This is a genomic window from Nocardia thraciensis (assembly GCF_054782435.1).
The window spans coordinates 62,676-77,354 of record NZ_BAAGSM010000033.1 but is presented as its reverse complement, the minus strand read 5'-3'; the positions used below and the strand labels follow the sequence as shown (position 1 = coordinate 77,354).

14 protein-coding genes and 1 pseudogene are annotated in these 14,679 nt (G+C 68.8%); 8 read left to right on the top strand and 7 right to left on the bottom strand.

Features of this window, described 5'->3' with window-relative positions; translation table 11 throughout:
- Positions 1-93 precede the first annotated feature (93 nt).
- Positions 94-1,527 (top strand): amino acid permease, encoded by a 1,434-nt coding sequence (locus ACYVLQ_RS21490; protein WP_460699307.1) that lies wholly within the window; start codon positions 94-96, stop codon positions 1,525-1,527.
- 120 nt (positions 1,528-1,647) lie between these two features.
- On the opposite strand, the gene ACYVLQ_RS21485 is transcribed toward ACYVLQ_RS21490, so the two are convergent.
- On the bottom strand, positions 1,648-2,544 hold the full coding sequence (locus ACYVLQ_RS21485) for a DMT family transporter (RefSeq protein ID WP_460699306.1): 897 nt from the start codon (positions 2,542-2,544) through the stop codon (positions 1,648-1,650).
- A gap of 498 nt (positions 2,545-3,042) precedes the next feature.
- On the opposite strand from ACYVLQ_RS21485, the gene ACYVLQ_RS21480 reads away from it, so the two are divergent.
- From ACYVLQ_RS21480 to ACYVLQ_RS21470, 3 genes are all read left to right on the top strand, one after another.
- A complete protein-coding gene (locus tag ACYVLQ_RS21480) occupies positions 3,043-3,321 on the top strand; it encodes a hypothetical protein (RefSeq protein ID WP_460699305.1) in 279 nt (92 codons plus the stop codon).
- A complete protein-coding gene (locus tag ACYVLQ_RS21475; protein WP_460699304.1) occupies positions 3,321-4,163 on the top strand; it encodes a hypothetical protein in 843 nt (280 codons plus the stop codon). Before ACYVLQ_RS21480 ends, ACYVLQ_RS21475 begins: the two co-directional genes overlap by 1 nt.
- Before the next feature lie 237 nt (positions 4,164-4,400).
- Complete coding sequence (locus tag ACYVLQ_RS21470) at positions 4,401-5,120, top strand: C40 family peptidase (RefSeq protein ID WP_460699303.1); 720 nt, start codon at positions 4,401-4,403, stop codon at positions 5,118-5,120.
- Between the two features lie 5 nt (positions 5,121-5,125).
- Here the strand turns inward: ACYVLQ_RS21470 and ACYVLQ_RS21465 are convergent, their stop codons facing one another.
- Positions 5,126-6,382 carry an epoxide hydrolase family protein gene (locus tag ACYVLQ_RS21465; protein WP_460699302.1) on the bottom strand — a complete coding sequence of 419 codons (1,257 nt, stop codon included), beginning with the start codon at positions 6,380-6,382 and terminating at the stop codon, positions 5,126-5,128.
- Positions 6,383-6,461: 79 nt separating this feature from the next.
- Here ACYVLQ_RS21465 and ACYVLQ_RS21460 point away from each other — a divergent pair, with 79 nt between their 5' ends.
- Positions 6,462-6,914: a MarR family winged helix-turn-helix transcriptional regulator gene (locus tag ACYVLQ_RS21460; RefSeq protein ID WP_460699301.1), complete on the top strand. Its 453-nt coding sequence runs from the start codon at positions 6,462-6,464 to the stop codon at positions 6,912-6,914.
- A 188-nt stretch (positions 6,915-7,102) separates the two neighbouring features.
- Here ACYVLQ_RS21460 and ACYVLQ_RS21455 read toward each other — a convergent pair whose 3' ends face one another.
- The 3 genes from ACYVLQ_RS21455 to ACYVLQ_RS21445 all read right to left on the bottom strand — a co-directional run bounded on the left by ACYVLQ_RS21455 (position 7,103) and on the right by ACYVLQ_RS21445 (position 10,166).
- On the bottom strand, positions 7,103-7,333 hold the full coding sequence (locus tag ACYVLQ_RS21455; RefSeq protein ID WP_460699300.1) for a hypothetical protein: 231 nt from the start codon (positions 7,331-7,333) through the stop codon (positions 7,103-7,105).
- A gap of 120 nt (positions 7,334-7,453) precedes the next feature.
- Positions 7,454-8,359, bottom strand: coding sequence for an MHYT domain-containing protein (locus tag ACYVLQ_RS21450; RefSeq protein WP_460699299.1), 906 nt, complete (start codon positions 8,357-8,359; stop codon positions 7,454-7,456).
- Positions 8,360-8,471: 112 nt separating this feature from the next.
- Entirely contained in the window at positions 8,472-10,166 is a 1,695-nt protein-coding gene (locus tag ACYVLQ_RS21445; RefSeq protein WP_460699298.1) for a hydrogenase maturation protein, read from the bottom strand.
- 216 nt (positions 10,167-10,382) lie between these two features.
- Here ACYVLQ_RS21445 and ACYVLQ_RS21440 point away from each other — a divergent pair.
- Together ACYVLQ_RS21440 and ACYVLQ_RS21435 are read left to right on the top strand one after the other, a co-directional pair.
- Positions 10,383-10,800: pseudogene (locus tag ACYVLQ_RS21440) on the top strand (low affinity iron permease family protein).
- Between the two features lie 67 nt (positions 10,801-10,867).
- Positions 10,868-11,806 carry a TIGR03564 family F420-dependent LLM class oxidoreductase gene (locus ACYVLQ_RS21435; protein WP_460699297.1) on the top strand — a complete coding sequence of 313 codons (939 nt, stop codon included), beginning with the start codon at positions 10,868-10,870 and terminating at the stop codon, positions 11,804-11,806.
- A 20-nt stretch (positions 11,807-11,826) separates the two neighbouring features.
- Here the strand turns inward: ACYVLQ_RS21435 and ACYVLQ_RS21430 are convergent, their stop codons facing one another.
- Together ACYVLQ_RS21430 and ACYVLQ_RS21425 are read right to left on the bottom strand one after the other, a co-directional pair.
- Entirely contained in the window at positions 11,827-12,351 is a 525-nt protein-coding gene (locus ACYVLQ_RS21430) for a hypothetical protein (RefSeq protein ID WP_460699296.1), read from the bottom strand.
- A 93-nt stretch (positions 12,352-12,444) separates the two neighbouring features.
- Entirely contained in the window at positions 12,445-13,548 is a 1,104-nt protein-coding gene (locus tag ACYVLQ_RS21425) for a winged helix DNA-binding domain-containing protein (RefSeq protein ID WP_460699295.1), read from the bottom strand.
- A gap of 88 nt (positions 13,549-13,636) precedes the next feature.
- Here ACYVLQ_RS21425 and add point away from each other — a divergent pair, with 88 nt between their 5' ends.
- On the top strand, positions 13,637-14,677 hold the full coding sequence (gene add, locus ACYVLQ_RS21420) for an adenosine deaminase (protein ID WP_460699294.1): 1,041 nt from the start codon (positions 13,637-13,639) through the stop codon (positions 14,675-14,677).
- Positions 14,678-14,679: the final 2 nt, after the last annotated feature.

The window sequence follows — 14,679 nt, the reverse complement described above, 5'->3', positions numbered from 1 at the left end:
GAAATCCGCGACGTTCATTCATGGAGCTGGACAACAGGCGTGTTATCGCTCACATTTACACTGCCCCGAACCGGTAGTACAAGGAGCAACCACATGCCAGCTAGTTCAGCGATGCGGGAGATCTTCCGCCGCAAACCCATCGAGCTGATCGACGACGAGCCCTCCGGCGGCCTGCAGCGGGCCCTCGGCCTGTGGCAGCTGACCGCCATCGGTGTCGGCGGCATCATCGGCGCGGGCATCTTCTCCCTCGCCGGTGCGGTCGCCAACGAGAAGGCCGGCCCCGCCGTCCTGATCTCGTTCCTCATCGCCGGTATCGCCAGTGCCGCGGCGGCGCTGTCCTATGCCGAGTTCGCGGGCCTGATCCCGAAGGCCGGATCCGCCTACACCTACGGTTTCGCGGTGCTCGGCGAACCGGTCGGCTGGTTCATCGGCTGGGATCTGCTACTCGAGTACACCGCCATCGTCGCGGTCGTGGCCATCGGCATCTCGGGGTACATCTCGTTCCTGCTGGAGCAGTTGGACGTCACGCTGCCGGTGTGGATGCTCGGCGCGCCGGGCACCGGCGCCGGGCACAAGGTGGACCTGTTCGCGGCGCTGCTGTGCCTGCTGATCGCGTTCCTGCTCACCCGAGGCATCAAGGCGGCGGCGCGGTTCGAGACCGTCGTGGTCGGCATCAAGGTCGTGGTGGTGCTGATCGTGATCGTGGCGGGCGCGTTCTACATCAAGAACGGCAACTACAGCCCGTACTTCCCGTTCGGTTTCGGCGGGGCGGTGACCGGCGCGTCGACGGTGTTCTTCGCGGTCTTCGGCTACGACGCCATGTCGACGGCGGCCGAGGAGTCGGTGGACGCCAAACGCCATCTGCCCAAGGCGATCCTGATCTCCCTGGCGATCTCGATGGTGCTCTACGTGCTGGTGTGCCTGGTGCTGACCGGCATGCAGAAGTACACGGAGATCAATCCGAAGAGCGGACTGTCGTCGGCGTTCGAGTCGGTCGGGCTGCCCGGCCTGGGCAGCCTGATCGCGGCCGGTGCGATCGTCGGCATCATGACGGTGCTGTTCACTTTCATGCTCGGCGTCACCCGCATCTGGTTCTCGATGAGCCGGGACGGCCTGCTGCCCCAGTGGTTCGCCAAGACCCACCCGACCCGCCACGTGCCGACCCGCATCACCTGGATCGCGGGCATCATCTCCGCGCTGATCGCCGGGTTTCTGCCGATCGCGGAGGCGGCCGAGCTGACCAATATCGGCATTCTGCTGGCGTTCGTGGTGGTGTGCGCGGCGGTGATCGTGCTGCGCTACCGGCAGCCCGACCTGCCCCGCACCTTCCGCACCCCGCTCATGCCGATCGTGCCGCTGGTCGGCATCGGCTTCTCGATCTGGTTGATCACCTACCTGAAGCCGGAGACCTGGGCCCGCTTCGCGGTGTGGTTCGCCCTCGGCCTGGTCATCTACCTCGGCTACAGCCGCCGCCACTCCCTGCTGGCGCGGGGAGGCGAGCCGACGGATTCGCCAACGGTCTCCTGAACTGGAGGCCCCGTTGTCCCCGGCGACCCCCTGAGTTGGAGGTACTCGTTGGCTTCGGTGAGCAGCCGCACCGGCAGCAGGTCCGAAATGAGGGGGACCTGCTGCCGGTGCGGACTTCGGCTATCGCCGGTAGCTGATCGCGAGGGCACAGATCAGCAGACCGGCGCCGCACCACCCCAGGCCACCGAGCCGATCGCCGAGCAGCAGTGCCGACAGGAGCGCCGCGGTCAGCGGTTCCAACAGCGCCGCCAGCGCCGCGAAAACCGGTGCGGCGGTGCGCAACCCGCGGAAGTACGCGGTGTAGGCGATGGCCGTCGGGGCGCTGCCGAGGTAGGCCGCGGTGAGCAGCACGCTCGGGCGCATCGGCAGCGCCATGCCGAACCCCAGTGCCGCCGGAGTGAGCAGCAGGCCGCCGGTGAGCATGCCGAATGCCGTGGTGCGCAAGGGGTCCAGGCCGGGCACGGGCGTGGTGGTGATCAGCGTCAGGGTCGCGAATCCGGCCGCGGCGAGCAGGGCGAAGGCGATACCCGCCCCCAGACGCCAGCCGCCCGCACCGGCGCCCGGCGACCAGGTGAGCAGCACCAGCCCGGTCACCGCGACGCCGATGGACAGCAGGGTGATCGCGGCGGGCCGCCGCCGATCGCGCACCGCCGCGCCGAGCGCCACGAACACGGGCAGCATCCCGATGGTCACCATGGTCGCGATGCTGACCGAGAGATAGTGCACGGCAACGAAATAACTGCCCTGGAAGCAGCCGAGCAGCCCGCCGGTCAGCAGGACCCGGCCGGTGGCGGCTCGGGTGCGCGGCAGCGCGCGCAGGCCGCCGGAGACGGCGAGCAGCGCGACGGCCAGCCCGCCGCCCAGCAGCAGCCGGTAGGCCGCCACGGACAGCGGATGCAGCCGCGCCTGGTCGGCTAGCAGGGATCCGGCGAGACCGCCGGTGCCCCAGAGGATTCCGGCGGCGATCAAGGCCGCCGCGGATCGGTCGCGCGCGGGCGCGACGGTGTCCACAGACATGGTGATGGTGCTCCTGCGTCGAAGGAAGGGATGACGACGACGCGGGGCAGTTGCTGTCGGTACCGCTATCGGGCGCGCGCTGGTACTGCGATCAGCGACTACGGTGATCCGATGCTTCGGTGATCCGACCATCCGGTGCTATGGAACGGCCGCGCGGCAGACAACCGCCCGGCTCGTGAACCACCCCGCTCAGGCGGCGGGGGGCGGAGTGGACTTGAAGATTCGATGCACGGTGCCACTGTAGCGAGGCAACCGCCTAGAGCAACAATGGACAACTTCCTTGACTACCTTCAACGCCCTGCTCTAGCACGTCCGGAATGACAGCGGGAGCAGTCGGTGTAGGCGTCGAGAGGTGCGCGTTGTGGCTCGGTCCCGAAGGGGCGTGTCCAATTGGACACACACCGGGAGAGGCAGTGCATGAATCTGCGGCTTCGAATGACATCCGTGTAAGACTGGTCGGTGCACAGTGCTGCTCTCCTCACCAAAGGAGGAACGTTCGTGACGAATTCTGCCGCATCACTGGACCTGCCGAAGCCCTTGGTGGTGACACTGGGCGTCAACGTCTCCACCGAATATCGCGCCCAGCGCGGGCAGGGGGAGGACGCCGGATACGAGGTCTTCGAATCCTATGTGAGTGCGTGGAAGTGGTACCGCGAGGCCGCCGATGGGGAAGTCGGCGAGGGCGCGGAGAATCCACCGCACGATCTGGGTGGATATCGGCACGTGGGCGACGAATCGGTCGGCCCCTCCCGCGTCGCGCTGGAGGTGCCCGCCTGATGGCTCCGCAACGCAGGAAATCCATGATCGGCGGCAAGTCCGTCGGCAATGCGGCCGTCGCCGTCGATCCGCTGGCCGACACCGCCGAGCACACTCCGCCCCTCTCGCCGCTGCGCGACGCCGAATGGCGGCGGTCGGAACGGAACCTGACCGTGGTCCCGGCCGGTGCGGGCCCGGCGGAGAACGTGCTGACCATGCCGCTGCCCGCCGCCGGTGACGGGCCGCTCAGCGACGGCGAGCAGGCCCAGCTGTCGGCCTGTGAGAGTTCGATCGGCACGCTGCGCCTGGCGTTCTGGGCGGCCGGTCGCGCGCTGCAGATCGTGCGCGACGGGCGGCTGTACCGCAGCGATTACGCCACCTTCGACGACTATGTCGAGCAGCGGTGGGATATGCAGCGCTCCTACGCCCACAAGCTGATTCGGGCGTGGCCGCTGGCCGCCAAGCTGCATCCGATGGCGCCGGGCATCAACGAGGGCCAGATCCGGGAGCTGTTGCCGGTGGCGGCATCGCACGGCGAACAGGCCGCGGTCACCGTCTACGCCACGCTCGCGGCCGCGGAGGTGAAAATCACCGCGGGCAAGCTGCGCGAGGCCGTGGCCGTGCTGCCCGAGCGTTTCGATTCCGATCAGGCGGTGCGGCGGCTGCAGGCATGGGTGCGCGGTGAGGTGTCCGAGGATCGGCCCGCATCCCCGGTAGATCTGTTCAGCACCGTCGAATCCCGGCTGGCCGCCCTGACGCGCCGGGTGGTCGAGGGCTCCATCGGTGATCCCGCCGCGGCCCGGGAATTCGCCGCGAAATTGCGCACGGTGGCGGCGGAGATCGAGGAGCAGATCACCGTCTGAGTTCGAATATAAATGCCCCGCATCGGAAAACAATCCGATGCGGGGCATTTCTTCGAGATCTGTTGGTTACCGATTGTTTATCGGCTTGTTATCACTTTATCCATCTTATTTCCTTGCATTCGTATTGCGGCGGGCGAATCATGGCACCTCGGATCCGCTTGGTAAGTGCACGGTGAAGTTTTTCGAACTTGTTCGAGGGCCACTCGGCTCTCGATGAGAGGATCGGAGGACCGCATCATGACTGGAACCGACGAAGTCCGATATATCCGCTATCTGCGGCGGATGCTGTGGTGGGTGCTGGCGGTCGTGCTCGGTGCGCTGGGCGCCCTACTGTTGACCACGGGACAGGCACCGGCGGAGCCGGTGTCCGTTCCGGGAATCGGATCGATCGAGGTACAGACACCAGCGGAAATTCCGGGAACAATGATTTCGACTCGCGACGAGGGTGAATCGGCGGGCATTCCCGATAATGTGGCCGATCCGAATTCTGTGGCTACCGGAATGGTGAACGGCCTACAGTCGGCCCTCCCGGGAGTCGATATTCGTTCGATGCTCCCCGCCCCGGGAATGAACGATCCCGGAGCGCCCGCGGCCCCGGCCGCCAGGTCCGAAAAGAGCCGCGGCGAACTCGCGGTCGAGGCCGCCGAATCGAAGCTCGGCGCCGCCTACGGATACGGCTCGGCGGGCCCGGACGCCTTCGACTGCTCGGGCCTGGTGCAGTGGTCCTACGGCCAGGCTGGTGTCGACGTGCCCCGCACCAGCCAAGGGCAGCTCTCTACCGGCGCCCCGGTCGGATTGGACGAACTCGAGCGCGGCGATCTGGTCTCGTTCTACGGTGGCGGCCACTCCGCTCTGTACGCGGGCGACGGCAAGGTGATCCACGCGAGCACCGACAGCACCGGCGTGGTGATGTCGGACCTGTCGGAGATGCCCGCCAGCGGCGCCCGCCGCTTCTGACCGCGCTACCGCCGCCCGCGGAAGGTCCGGCGCAGATCGTCGACCCACTCGCCGGGCAGCTCCCACGGAATGAAGTGGCCGCCGCGATCGTGGGCCGTGGGATTGACCAGGTTGTACCAGGCGGCTCGGTCACTTGCCAGGAAGTGCTCGACCCGGCGATCGGTCGTGACACCCGGCGGATTCTCGTGGCCGACGAAGGTGATTCCGGTGGGCGCCTCGATCACGGGCCACCGATCGTGCGACGGAGCCCACGGATAGCGGTTGTTGTTGGCGTAGGTGCGGATCGAGGTCCCGATCGAATTCGTCACCCAGAAAATCGTTGCGTGCGTGAGTAGTTCGTCGGCGCCGAAGACGCTCTCGAGGTCGCCGCCGTTGTCGCTCCAGGACTTCCAGCGCCGCAGGATCCACGCGAGCATTCCGGCGGGCGAGTCCGACAGCCCGACGGCCAGCGTGCTGGAGTCGAGCATGTGCGCGGCGAGATGGACGGCGAAGCGGCGGTCGAACTCGAGGATCCGCTCGTGCACCTCCGGCGCCAGACCCTCCGGAATCGGTTGCCCGCCACTGTAATCCCACGCCCGGTCGCCGTTGAACAGGCTCAGCTTCAGGCCCGAGCCGATATGGATGCCGTACAGCTCCTCGGCGTACTTGTGCCCGAGCTGCCCGGTGACCAGCGCACCGACATCGCACCCCGCGGCGGCGTACTTCGCGTGGCCGAGCGTCCGCGTCATCAGCAGGTGCCACAGGTCGGCCACCTTCCAGAAGTTCATGTCAGGGCGGCCCGGCAGGGGAGTGGAGAATCCGAACCCGGGAAACGACGGGACGATCACGTCGAACGCGTCGGCCGGATCGCCGCCGAACGCTCCGGGATCGGCCAGCGGGTCGACCACCTTGGACCAGTGCCAGAACGTCCACGGCCAGCCGTGCGTGAGGATCAGCGGTGTCGGATTCGCCCCGGCGCCCGGGCGGCGCATGAAATGAATGGGCACGCCGTCGATCTCGACCCGATAGTGCGGGTAGGCGTTGATGCGCGCCTCGGCGGCCCGCCAGTCGTACTCCGTGCGCCAGTAGTCGACCAGGCCCTGCAGATAGGCGCGGTTCACGCCGTAGTACCAGTCCTCGTTGCCGGCGTCCTCGGGCCAGCGGGTCAGCGCCAGGCGCTGCCGCAGGTCGTCGAGCACCTCGTCGGTAACGTGAATCGGTGTGGGCCGCAACGGAAAAGATCCCGGCTCGGAGACGTGGGTGGCGCTCGTGTGTCGGCTCATCGTGGCTCCCGCTGTGATTCGAGGGTTCGACACGGAGTATACATAAGTAATTTATATAAGTATCGGATATATTTCGAGCATGGACGACACCTCCGACGACCTGGATGTCGACGTGTTCGCGACGGCGCTCGAGAACTTCAACCGCTTCTATATCCGGCTGCCCACCGCGGAACGGCTGTCGTTCACGACGCTGTCGGTGCTGGATACCCTCGCCTCCGCTGGGCCGATGCGCCTGTCGGACCTGGTGAAGACCGAGCAGATCAGCCAGCCCGGACTGACCCAGCTCATCGGGCGGCTGGAGCGCGAGGGCTTGGTGGATCGCCGCCCGGACCCCACCGATCGGCGCGCCGCGCTGGTGGACATCACCGCCGCGGGGCGGCGAATCGGTGCGGCGCGCCGTGCCGACCGAGTCGAACACCTGCGGCCGCTGTTCGCCGACCTGTCGGACGAGGAACGCCGCGCGCTGTCGTCCGCGTTACCCGTCCTGCACCGGCTCGCCGAACTCGGGCGGGATTCGCGCCGAGGGACGTGAGTACGCCTGTGCGAGAGGGGATTCCGGCCAAGAGCACGCCGGAAAGAATGGGCCGGACGTGCGCGCGGAAATAATGGGCTGGACGTGCGCGTGGAAAAAAATGGCTGAGCGTGCGCGCGGAAATAGTGGGCGGGGCGTGCGCGCGGAAATAATGAGCTGGGCGTGCGCGCGGAGTGACGAGGGTGTGCTCAGGTGGTGTGGAGGAAGAGCACGTCGTAGGCGCGGCCCGCGTCCTCGGGGAAGACGAGGATGCGCCTGCGGTGGCGGCCCCGGCCGGTCCCGGCCTGGGTGGACCGAATGCCGTGCTCGCGCAGCAACTGCCGCACGTCGGCGGCGGTGACCTCGTCGAAGACCGTTGCCACGGTCACCAGCAGGCCGTAGTCGTCGTCCGGCTGCCTGCGGCGCCACACTTTGCCCATCGGGAGTGACCTTCGTTGTCGCTGTCCATCACGCGTCCACAGTGATTTCAGCACAGCCCTCCGCCCACCCTCACACCGGGCGGGGCTGAGGGCTATGCGGCACTGGGCATTTCGGTCACGCTACCGCGGCGAGCCGCCCGGATGGTGGTCGGCGGCGCGGCTGGCGGCCCGCAAGCTGACCGCCGTGGGAACCGGCTGCTGCGGGGCCGGAGCCGGCCTCGGCGCCTCGGAGTACGGGTCCAGGCGCGGCCAACTGCGGCCGCTGTCGACCAGCGCTTCCTCGTCGGCGTCGGAGTCGCGCCGGGACGGGGCGTCGACCTCGGCGAGGCCGACCAGCACGATCAACATCATGGTGATCAGCGTGACGGTCATGATCAGCGGCGTGAGCAGCTGCACCGGTTCGACGCCCTTGGTCACCGCGCCGTGGTTGCCGTGCTGGGCACTCATGGCCGCCATGCCGGTGTAGTGCATGCCGCACACCGCCAGGCCCATGATCACCGCCGCGCCGAGCGTCGCCCCGAAGCCGTGCACGTGCAGCATGAACCACAGCGCCGCGGTCGCCGCCACCACCGCGATCACGACGGACAGCGCGACCAGCGTGATGTCGTACTCGACGTGCGCCCCCACGTGCATGGCCGACATGCCCAGGTAGTGCATGGCCGTCACCCCGACGCCGGTGATGGCGCCGCCGATCGGCAGGGCCAGGATCTCGCGCCGCACCCGCACCACGATGGACAGCCCGATCCACACCACCACGATCGCGATGGCCGCGCTGAGCAGCGTGAGCGGCACGTCGTAGCGCAGCGTCATCCCCTGGATGGAGAACCCGAGCATGGCGGTGAAGTGCATGACCCAGATGCCGCAACCACCCAGCGCCACCGCCGCGGCGACCAGCCAGCCGCCGGGCCAGCGAGACGAGCGGGCATGGACGGCGCAGCGGAGGCCGAGCACGGAGCCGATGAAAGACATGAGATAGGCCAGGATGGGTGTCAACAGGCCGTGGTTGAAATGGTCGAGCTCCAGCACTGCGTTCTCCAAGTGGGGCAAAAGCGGTAATCAATCCGTTACCGGACGATAGTTCAAGTGGGTGGATCTTGGGGATTGCATTGTGCAAGCTTCGCAACGCCGGGGCATCGGCTCAAGCGAGCAGGTGGGTCGGGGTGACCTGGGGACGCACCTTGTGCACGAAGTTTCGCCGCAGTCGATGGTACGGCTCGTGCTCGCCGTAGAAGTTCTGGCGCATTTGCGCCAGTTCGTAATCCCGGTAGGCAGCCAGCGGCTTGGCGGCCTCGTCCGCGGCGCGGCGCCGCTTCTTCGTGACCAGCCGGTCCGCCAACTCCGGCGCCGCGGCCAGGTTCTCGGCCTCGCCGCGCACCCGGTTCCAGAACTCGGCCGGTCCGCCGGAGACGACCCGGTCGACCAGGCCCAGCCGACCGGCCGCGCGGGCCCCGACCGGCATAGTCTCGCGGGTCAGGCGGTCCGCCTGTTCGGCGCCGACCCGGCGCGGCAGCGTGTAGGTCCAGTACTCCGATCCGTGCAGGCCCATCAGTCGGTAGTGCGGATTCAGCACCGCCGACTCCCGGCACCAGACCTCGTCGGCCGCCAGCGCGAGCATCACGCCACCGGCGGCGGCGTTCCCGGCCACCGCGGCGATCACCAGCTTGTCTGTGGTGGTCAGGATGGCCTCGACCAGGTCGTTCATCGCATTGATGTTGTGCCAGGACTCCGCGGCCGGATCGTCGGCCGCCTCGATCACGTTCAGGTGGATGCCGTTGGAGAAGAAGTCGCGGTCCGGGCCGAGTACCAGCACGTCCACCGGACGCTCGCACGCCTGCCGGTAGGCGGCCAGCAGGCGGCGGCACTGGCCGGTGCTCATCGCCCCGCCCGCGAACGCGAATTCCAGGTAGCCGACCTCGCCGTGCTCGCGGTAGCGCAGTTCCGACCACGTGTCGCGGGAGGCCGCCTCGAACGGCGTGACCCCGACCTCCGGCACCCCGGCGAGCAGGTCGGGCCCGAGCGCGTCGGTGGCGGGACGCTTGAACGTCACGGGGCCACCGGGGGTGCGGCGCGGTCGCAACTGCGGCAGCCACACCGCGCCGTCGACGGTGGCCCGGCAGATCGCGCCGTCGCGGGTGGCGACGATCGTGCCCGGGTAGCCGCGCAGCCGGTCCTCGTTGTGCCCGCCGTGGACAAAGAACTCCCGCCCGAACAGCTCGTCCAGCACGCCGGGCTGGGAGTCGGCGGCGCGGAGCTTGCGCAGCACGGTGGCGGTGTCGTCGGCCGACCAGTCGATGCGGCGATGGCGCTGGTGGTGGTACGGGCGCAGCCGCCCGCGCACGTCGGGTCGGTCGTAGTCGAGCGGCTCGGGCGTAAACCGGCCGTCGGCGAAGCGCTCGACCGCCAGCAGCACCGCGCGCACCGCCGCGTCGGATACCTCGTTGCGGTAGAGCTGGCTCTTGCCGTGCGGCCCTACCGCGAAGGGTTCGCTGGCCCAGATCGGGCCCGCGTCCATCTCGGCGACCGCCTGCAGCACCGTGACGCCCCACTCCGCCGCGCCCTCGCTGAGGGCCCAGTCCAGCGAGGACGGGCCGCGATCGCCCATCGGCCCGGGATGCACGATCAGCACGGTGTGCGCGGACCAGATGTCCTCCGGAATCGCGGTGGTGAGCATCGGGGCGAGGATCAGGTCCGGTCCGAACTGGGCCACCCGCGCGCGCAGCAGATCGTCACCCAGCGCCAACTCGACACCGACCCGGTGTCCGCGGTCCCGCAACTCGGTGTGCACCCGCTGCGTGAGGCTGTTGAATGCGCTGGCGACCAGCAGGATGCGCACGGTGTTTCCTCCATCAGGCAGTACTGCTAGGCGAACCGGGCGACCGGTTCAGGGCAAAAACGTCCCCACCGAAACTAGCGGTGCGCCAATGGCGATGCATCTCGAGCACACGCGGAGCAATCGGAGTGCGTTTCGCGCGCCGTGGCCCGGGTACCTCGGCAACGTCCGCCGCGGCGTGCGAGCAGGGCGCGGATCCCGCGACAAGCAGGAGGAACGATGTCGGACAACAACTCTCGGCACGGAGACGCCGTCCTGCCGTCCGAAGTCGGACCCCGGCCCTCGGGTCTTCGACAGGTTCGCCACGGTGGTTGCCGGCCGGGTGTCGCAGGCATGGTTCTTCACGGTCTGCGCCCTCATCGTGGTGCTGTGGGCGCCGACGATCTGGCTGACCGATCTCGACACCTGGCAGCTGATCATCAACACCGTCACCACCGTGATCACGTTCCTGCTGGTGGCCTTGCTGCAGAACACCCAGCGTCGGTCCGACGCCGCGGTGCAGCAGAAGCTCAACGCGCTGGCGGACGGCCTGGCCGATCTGATGGAGGCCGCCGCGGCCGATAATCCGCGGCTGGTACAGGACCGGCGGGAGCTGCTGGAAGCCGTGGGGCTGGAGCAGCGGGAAGGTGCCGGATAGTCCGGCTCGATCAGCGGAAATCGGTCCTGCCGGAATCCCGTCTCGGGTCCCGATGGTTGGCGGGGGAATGAGTATCGGAATCGCGCTGTCGCCCGCCCCGCTCGATGCCTCCGACAACGCCGTGGACGCGGCCGTCGCGGTCGGGCGGGAGATCGCCACGGCCGGACTGAGTTCGCTGTGGTTCGGCCAGCTGTTCTCGCACGACACCGTGACGCTGTCCGCGGTGGTGGGGCACGAGGTTCCCGGACTCGAGGTGGGGACGTCCGCGGTGCCGATCTCGGCGCGGCACCCGCTGCTGATCGCGAGCGCGGCGCAGACCGCCCAGGCGGCGGCGCGGGGGCGGTTCACGCTCGGCCTCGGCCTGGGCGCGGCGCAGTTCACCGAGCCGGTGTTCGGTGTCGGTTTCGACCGCCCGATCGCCCGGCTGCGTGAGTTCCTGACCGTGTTGAACGACGTATTCACCACGGGCACAACCGAATTCCGAGGCGAAACGGTGACGGCGGCGACCCCGATGCCCGCGACCGTGGCGGGCGCCGAGCCGCCACCGCCGGTGCTGGTCGCCGCGATGGGTCCGCAGGCGCTGCGCGCCACCGGGGAATTGGCCGACGGCACCCTGCCGTTCCTCGTAGGTCCGCGGGCGCTGGGCGAGCACGTCGTGACGCCGATCGTCCGGGCCGCCGAACGGGCGGGCCGGGCCCGGCCGCGCATTGTCGCCCTGGTGCCCGGTGTCGTCACCGCCGACGTGGATCGGGCACGCGAGGCGGCCGCCCGGGAGACCGCGTTCTACGACGACATCCCCTCCTATGCCCGCATGAGCGAACTGTCCGGGGTGTCCCGGGCCGCCGAGCTGGTGGTGATCGGCGACGAGGAATCGGTCGCGGCCCGCATCAAGGAATATTTCGCCGCCGGTGCGACGGATGTGGTGTTCTCCCAGACCGATCTGACCACTCCGGAGGATCAGCGCCGGACCTGGCGGCTGCTCGGCGAGCTGAACCGCGCTCGCTGACCCGCCGGGGCGGTGCCCGATCAGATCAGGTTGTCCTCGTAGCAGGAAGCGGGCGTGCGCCAGGTCGGCTCGGGGCGGGCGGCTCCGGAATCGAAGCGCCACTGCGAGATCGGCGCGGCGGCCTTCCAGAACGGCCTGCCGTCGCGCGCCCGGACGACCTGGAACACGTCCTCGGTGCCGGGGATCAGCTGACTGCCGACGCAGTAGTCGTTGTAGCTGGTGCCGGGCTGCCGGGCGCCCGGGCTGAATCGCCCGGCGGGATCCGTGCGCGAACCGGGCGACGTCACGGTGTCGGGCCGGTCGGTAGGCGAACCGCCGAACCAGTAGGCGCCGAGATCGTCTGTGCCGCAGACATAGTCGCTGCCACCCGCGACGACGGTCGATCCCGTGGCGTGGGCGTTGCCGTCCCAGAGGCAGGCCGCGGCAGGCCGGGCCCCCGAGGTCCTGACGTCCGCCCCGGCGACTCCGGCCCCGAGGCCCAGGCCCGCCGTCGCCAGCGCGGCGACCGCGGAGAGAGTGAGGATCGTGCGAGGAACTCGTGCCATGGGACTCGCCTCTTTCTGCTCGCCATTGAGCATCTACTATCTACGTACGTAAATAGTAGATGAACGGCCTGGCTGCTCGCCATGTCGCGAACGTCACCGAGACGCCCTGGGGGCCGACCCCAGCGCGATCGTCCCGGCATCGGGCGCGACGAACCGCAGCAGGCGCTCGGCCTCGGCCCGCACCGCGGCCTCGTCGTCGGCGGACAGCGGGTGCCACGGCGTGATGCGCAGCGTCGACCCGTCCAAATCCCAACGGCCGTGGACGAATCCGTCGACCAGGTACATCGGCACACCGGCCGAGGCCTCCCTGTTGATCCGGGCGCGGTCCTCGTCGCTGATGATCCGCCGGCGATCCCTGTGGCCGAGCAGCGCGTTGTCGAAGGCGGGCAGGAACCGCACCGGCACCGGCAGCTCGGGGTCGGCCAGGGGTGCGTCCGGGAGATCGAACAGCTCCCGGCCCGCATCGTCGCGGACCGTCCGCAGCCGCGGCCGCAGGCGCCGCACCACCTCGGCCAGGCGGGTGGCTCCCGCCCAGGCCTGCATGTCGGCGACGCTGGCCGGGCCGAAGGCGGCCAGGTAGCGCAGCACCATCGTCTCCGGCTGCGGCAGCGATGCCATCGGTTCGCCGATCCACTCCTCGGCCAGGGCGACCGAGACGTAGCGCGTGCGCCACCTGCCCCAATCGCCCGAATCGCCCACGTGCACAAGCGGAATCAGCACGCCGACGGATTGCGCGAGGCGTCCCGGGCGCCGCCGCGGAAACCGCTCGGCCAGCAAGCGGCCCAGTTCGCGCCGGGTCGGGGTGGTTCCGGTCAGCAGTTCCCGGCCGGTGGCGGCCAGTTCGTCGAGATCCATCCCCGCGATCTCGTCGGAGAAGTAGGGCATCCGCAGCATCGCTTCGACGTACGGCTGCATCGTCGGGTGCAGCCAGCGGAAGTCCGTGGCGGTGGACAGGTGCACGGTCCGGCGAATCATGGTGGAGCGCACCACCTTCCGGTCCCGCAGCAGAGATTCGAGGTCTTCGTGCCGGAATCCGGTCAGCCGCGCCCACAGGCCCACGTACGGCCAGTTCGGCTCCTGCCCCTGCACGGCCACCAGGTGCCGGACCAGATCGACCGCGGGCATCGAGACCCGTTCGGTCAGGAATTGCCGCAGCAGCAGGGTCCGGTTCAAGGCACGCAGCGAGAGTTCGGTCATGAACCCATGCTGACCACCATATCGGACAGTTCCGGTCCTACCTCGCGATATGCGACGAATTCCGGTGCGATGGGTGATCATGGAGGGTATGCCGAGTGATCTCGCGGAGTTCGTGCGCGGCCTGCCCAAGGCGGAGCTGCACCTGCACCTGGAGGGCACGCTGGAACCGGAGCTGAAGTTCCGGCTGGCCCGCCGCAACGGCATCGAGCTGCCGGAGCGCACGGTCGAGGAGGTGAAACAGACCTACGACTTCCACGACCTCACCTCGTTCCTCCAGGTCTACTACCCGGCCATGCGGGTGCTGCGGCAGGCGCCGGACTTTCACGATCTGGCCTACGAATACCTGTGCCGGGCCCACGCCCAGGGCGTGCGCCACGTGGAGATGTTCTTCGACCCGCAGGCCCACACCGGCCGCGGCGTGCCCTTCGGCACCGTGATCGGCGGGTACCGCTCGGCGATCGTGCGTGCCCGGCGAGAGTTCGGGATCTCCGCCGAACTCGTCCTCTGCTTCCTGCGCGACTATTCGGCCGAGTACGCGATGGCGACGCTGCTGGAGGCGCTGCCCTACCGCGACTGGATCCTCGGCGTCGGCCTCGATTCCGACGAGCGCGGGAATCCGCCGAGCAAGTTCGCGGCCGTCTTCGACCGGGCCCGTCGCGAGGGCTTCCTGCTGACCATGCACTGCGATATCGACCAGCAGAACTCGGTCGAGCACATCCGGCAGGCGCTGGAGGACATCGGCGTCGACCGCCTCGACCACGGCACCAATATCGTCGAGGACGATCGGCTGGTCGAACTGGCCGAGTCCCGGGGCGTCGCCTTCACCTGCTGCCCGGTCTCCAATTCCTTCGTCACCACGCAGATGAAGGCCGCCGAGATCACCGGCCTGCTGGAGCGCGGCCTGCTCGTCACCGTGAACAGCGACGATCCCGCCTACTTCGGCGCCTACGCCGCCGACAACTACCTGGCCCTGGCCGAGCACGCCGGGCTCTCCACCGACCGCTTGGCGGAACTGGCGCGAAACTCCTTCCGGGCCTCGTGGATTGCGCAGGCGCGGCGGGACGGATACCTCGCCGAGATCGACGCGTATGTCGCGCGGTACGGTCCCGCAGTCGGTTCGTCTGTGTGACG

Excerpts from the sequence above, each read along its gene's own strand:
- ACYVLQ_RS21490 (WP_460699307.1), top strand. The coding sequence starts at position 94 with ATGCCAGCTAGTTCAGCGATGCGGGAGATCTTCCGCCGCAAACCCATC.
- ACYVLQ_RS21485 (WP_460699306.1), bottom strand. The coding sequence starts at position 2,544 with ATGTCTGTGGACACCGTCGCGCCCGCGCGCGACCGATCCGCGGCGGCC.
- ACYVLQ_RS21475 (WP_460699304.1), top strand. The coding sequence starts at position 3,321 with ATGGCTCCGCAACGCAGGAAATCCATGATCGGCGGCAAGTCCGTCGGC.
- ACYVLQ_RS21470 (WP_460699303.1), top strand. The coding sequence starts at position 4,401 with ATGACTGGAACCGACGAAGTCCGATATATCCGCTATCTGCGGCGGATG.
- ACYVLQ_RS21465 (WP_460699302.1), bottom strand. The coding sequence starts at position 6,382 with ATGAGCCGACACACGAGCGCCACCCACGTCTCCGAGCCGGGATCTTTT.
- ACYVLQ_RS21460 (WP_460699301.1), top strand. The coding sequence starts at position 6,462 with ATGGACGACACCTCCGACGACCTGGATGTCGACGTGTTCGCGACGGCG.
- ACYVLQ_RS21455 (WP_460699300.1), bottom strand. The coding sequence starts at position 7,333 with ATGGGCAAAGTGTGGCGCCGCAGGCAGCCGGACGACGACTACGGCCTG.
- ACYVLQ_RS21435 (WP_460699297.1), top strand. The coding sequence starts at position 10,868 with ATGAGTATCGGAATCGCGCTGTCGCCCGCCCCGCTCGATGCCTCCGAC.
- ACYVLQ_RS21430 (WP_460699296.1), bottom strand. The coding sequence starts at position 12,351 with ATGGCACGAGTTCCTCGCACGATCCTCACTCTCTCCGCGGTCGCCGCG.
- ACYVLQ_RS21425 (WP_460699295.1), bottom strand. The coding sequence starts at position 13,548 with ATGACCGAACTCTCGCTGCGTGCCTTGAACCGGACCCTGCTGCTGCGG.
- add (WP_460699294.1), top strand. The coding sequence starts at position 13,637 with ATGCCGAGTGATCTCGCGGAGTTCGTGCGCGGCCTGCCCAAGGCGGAG.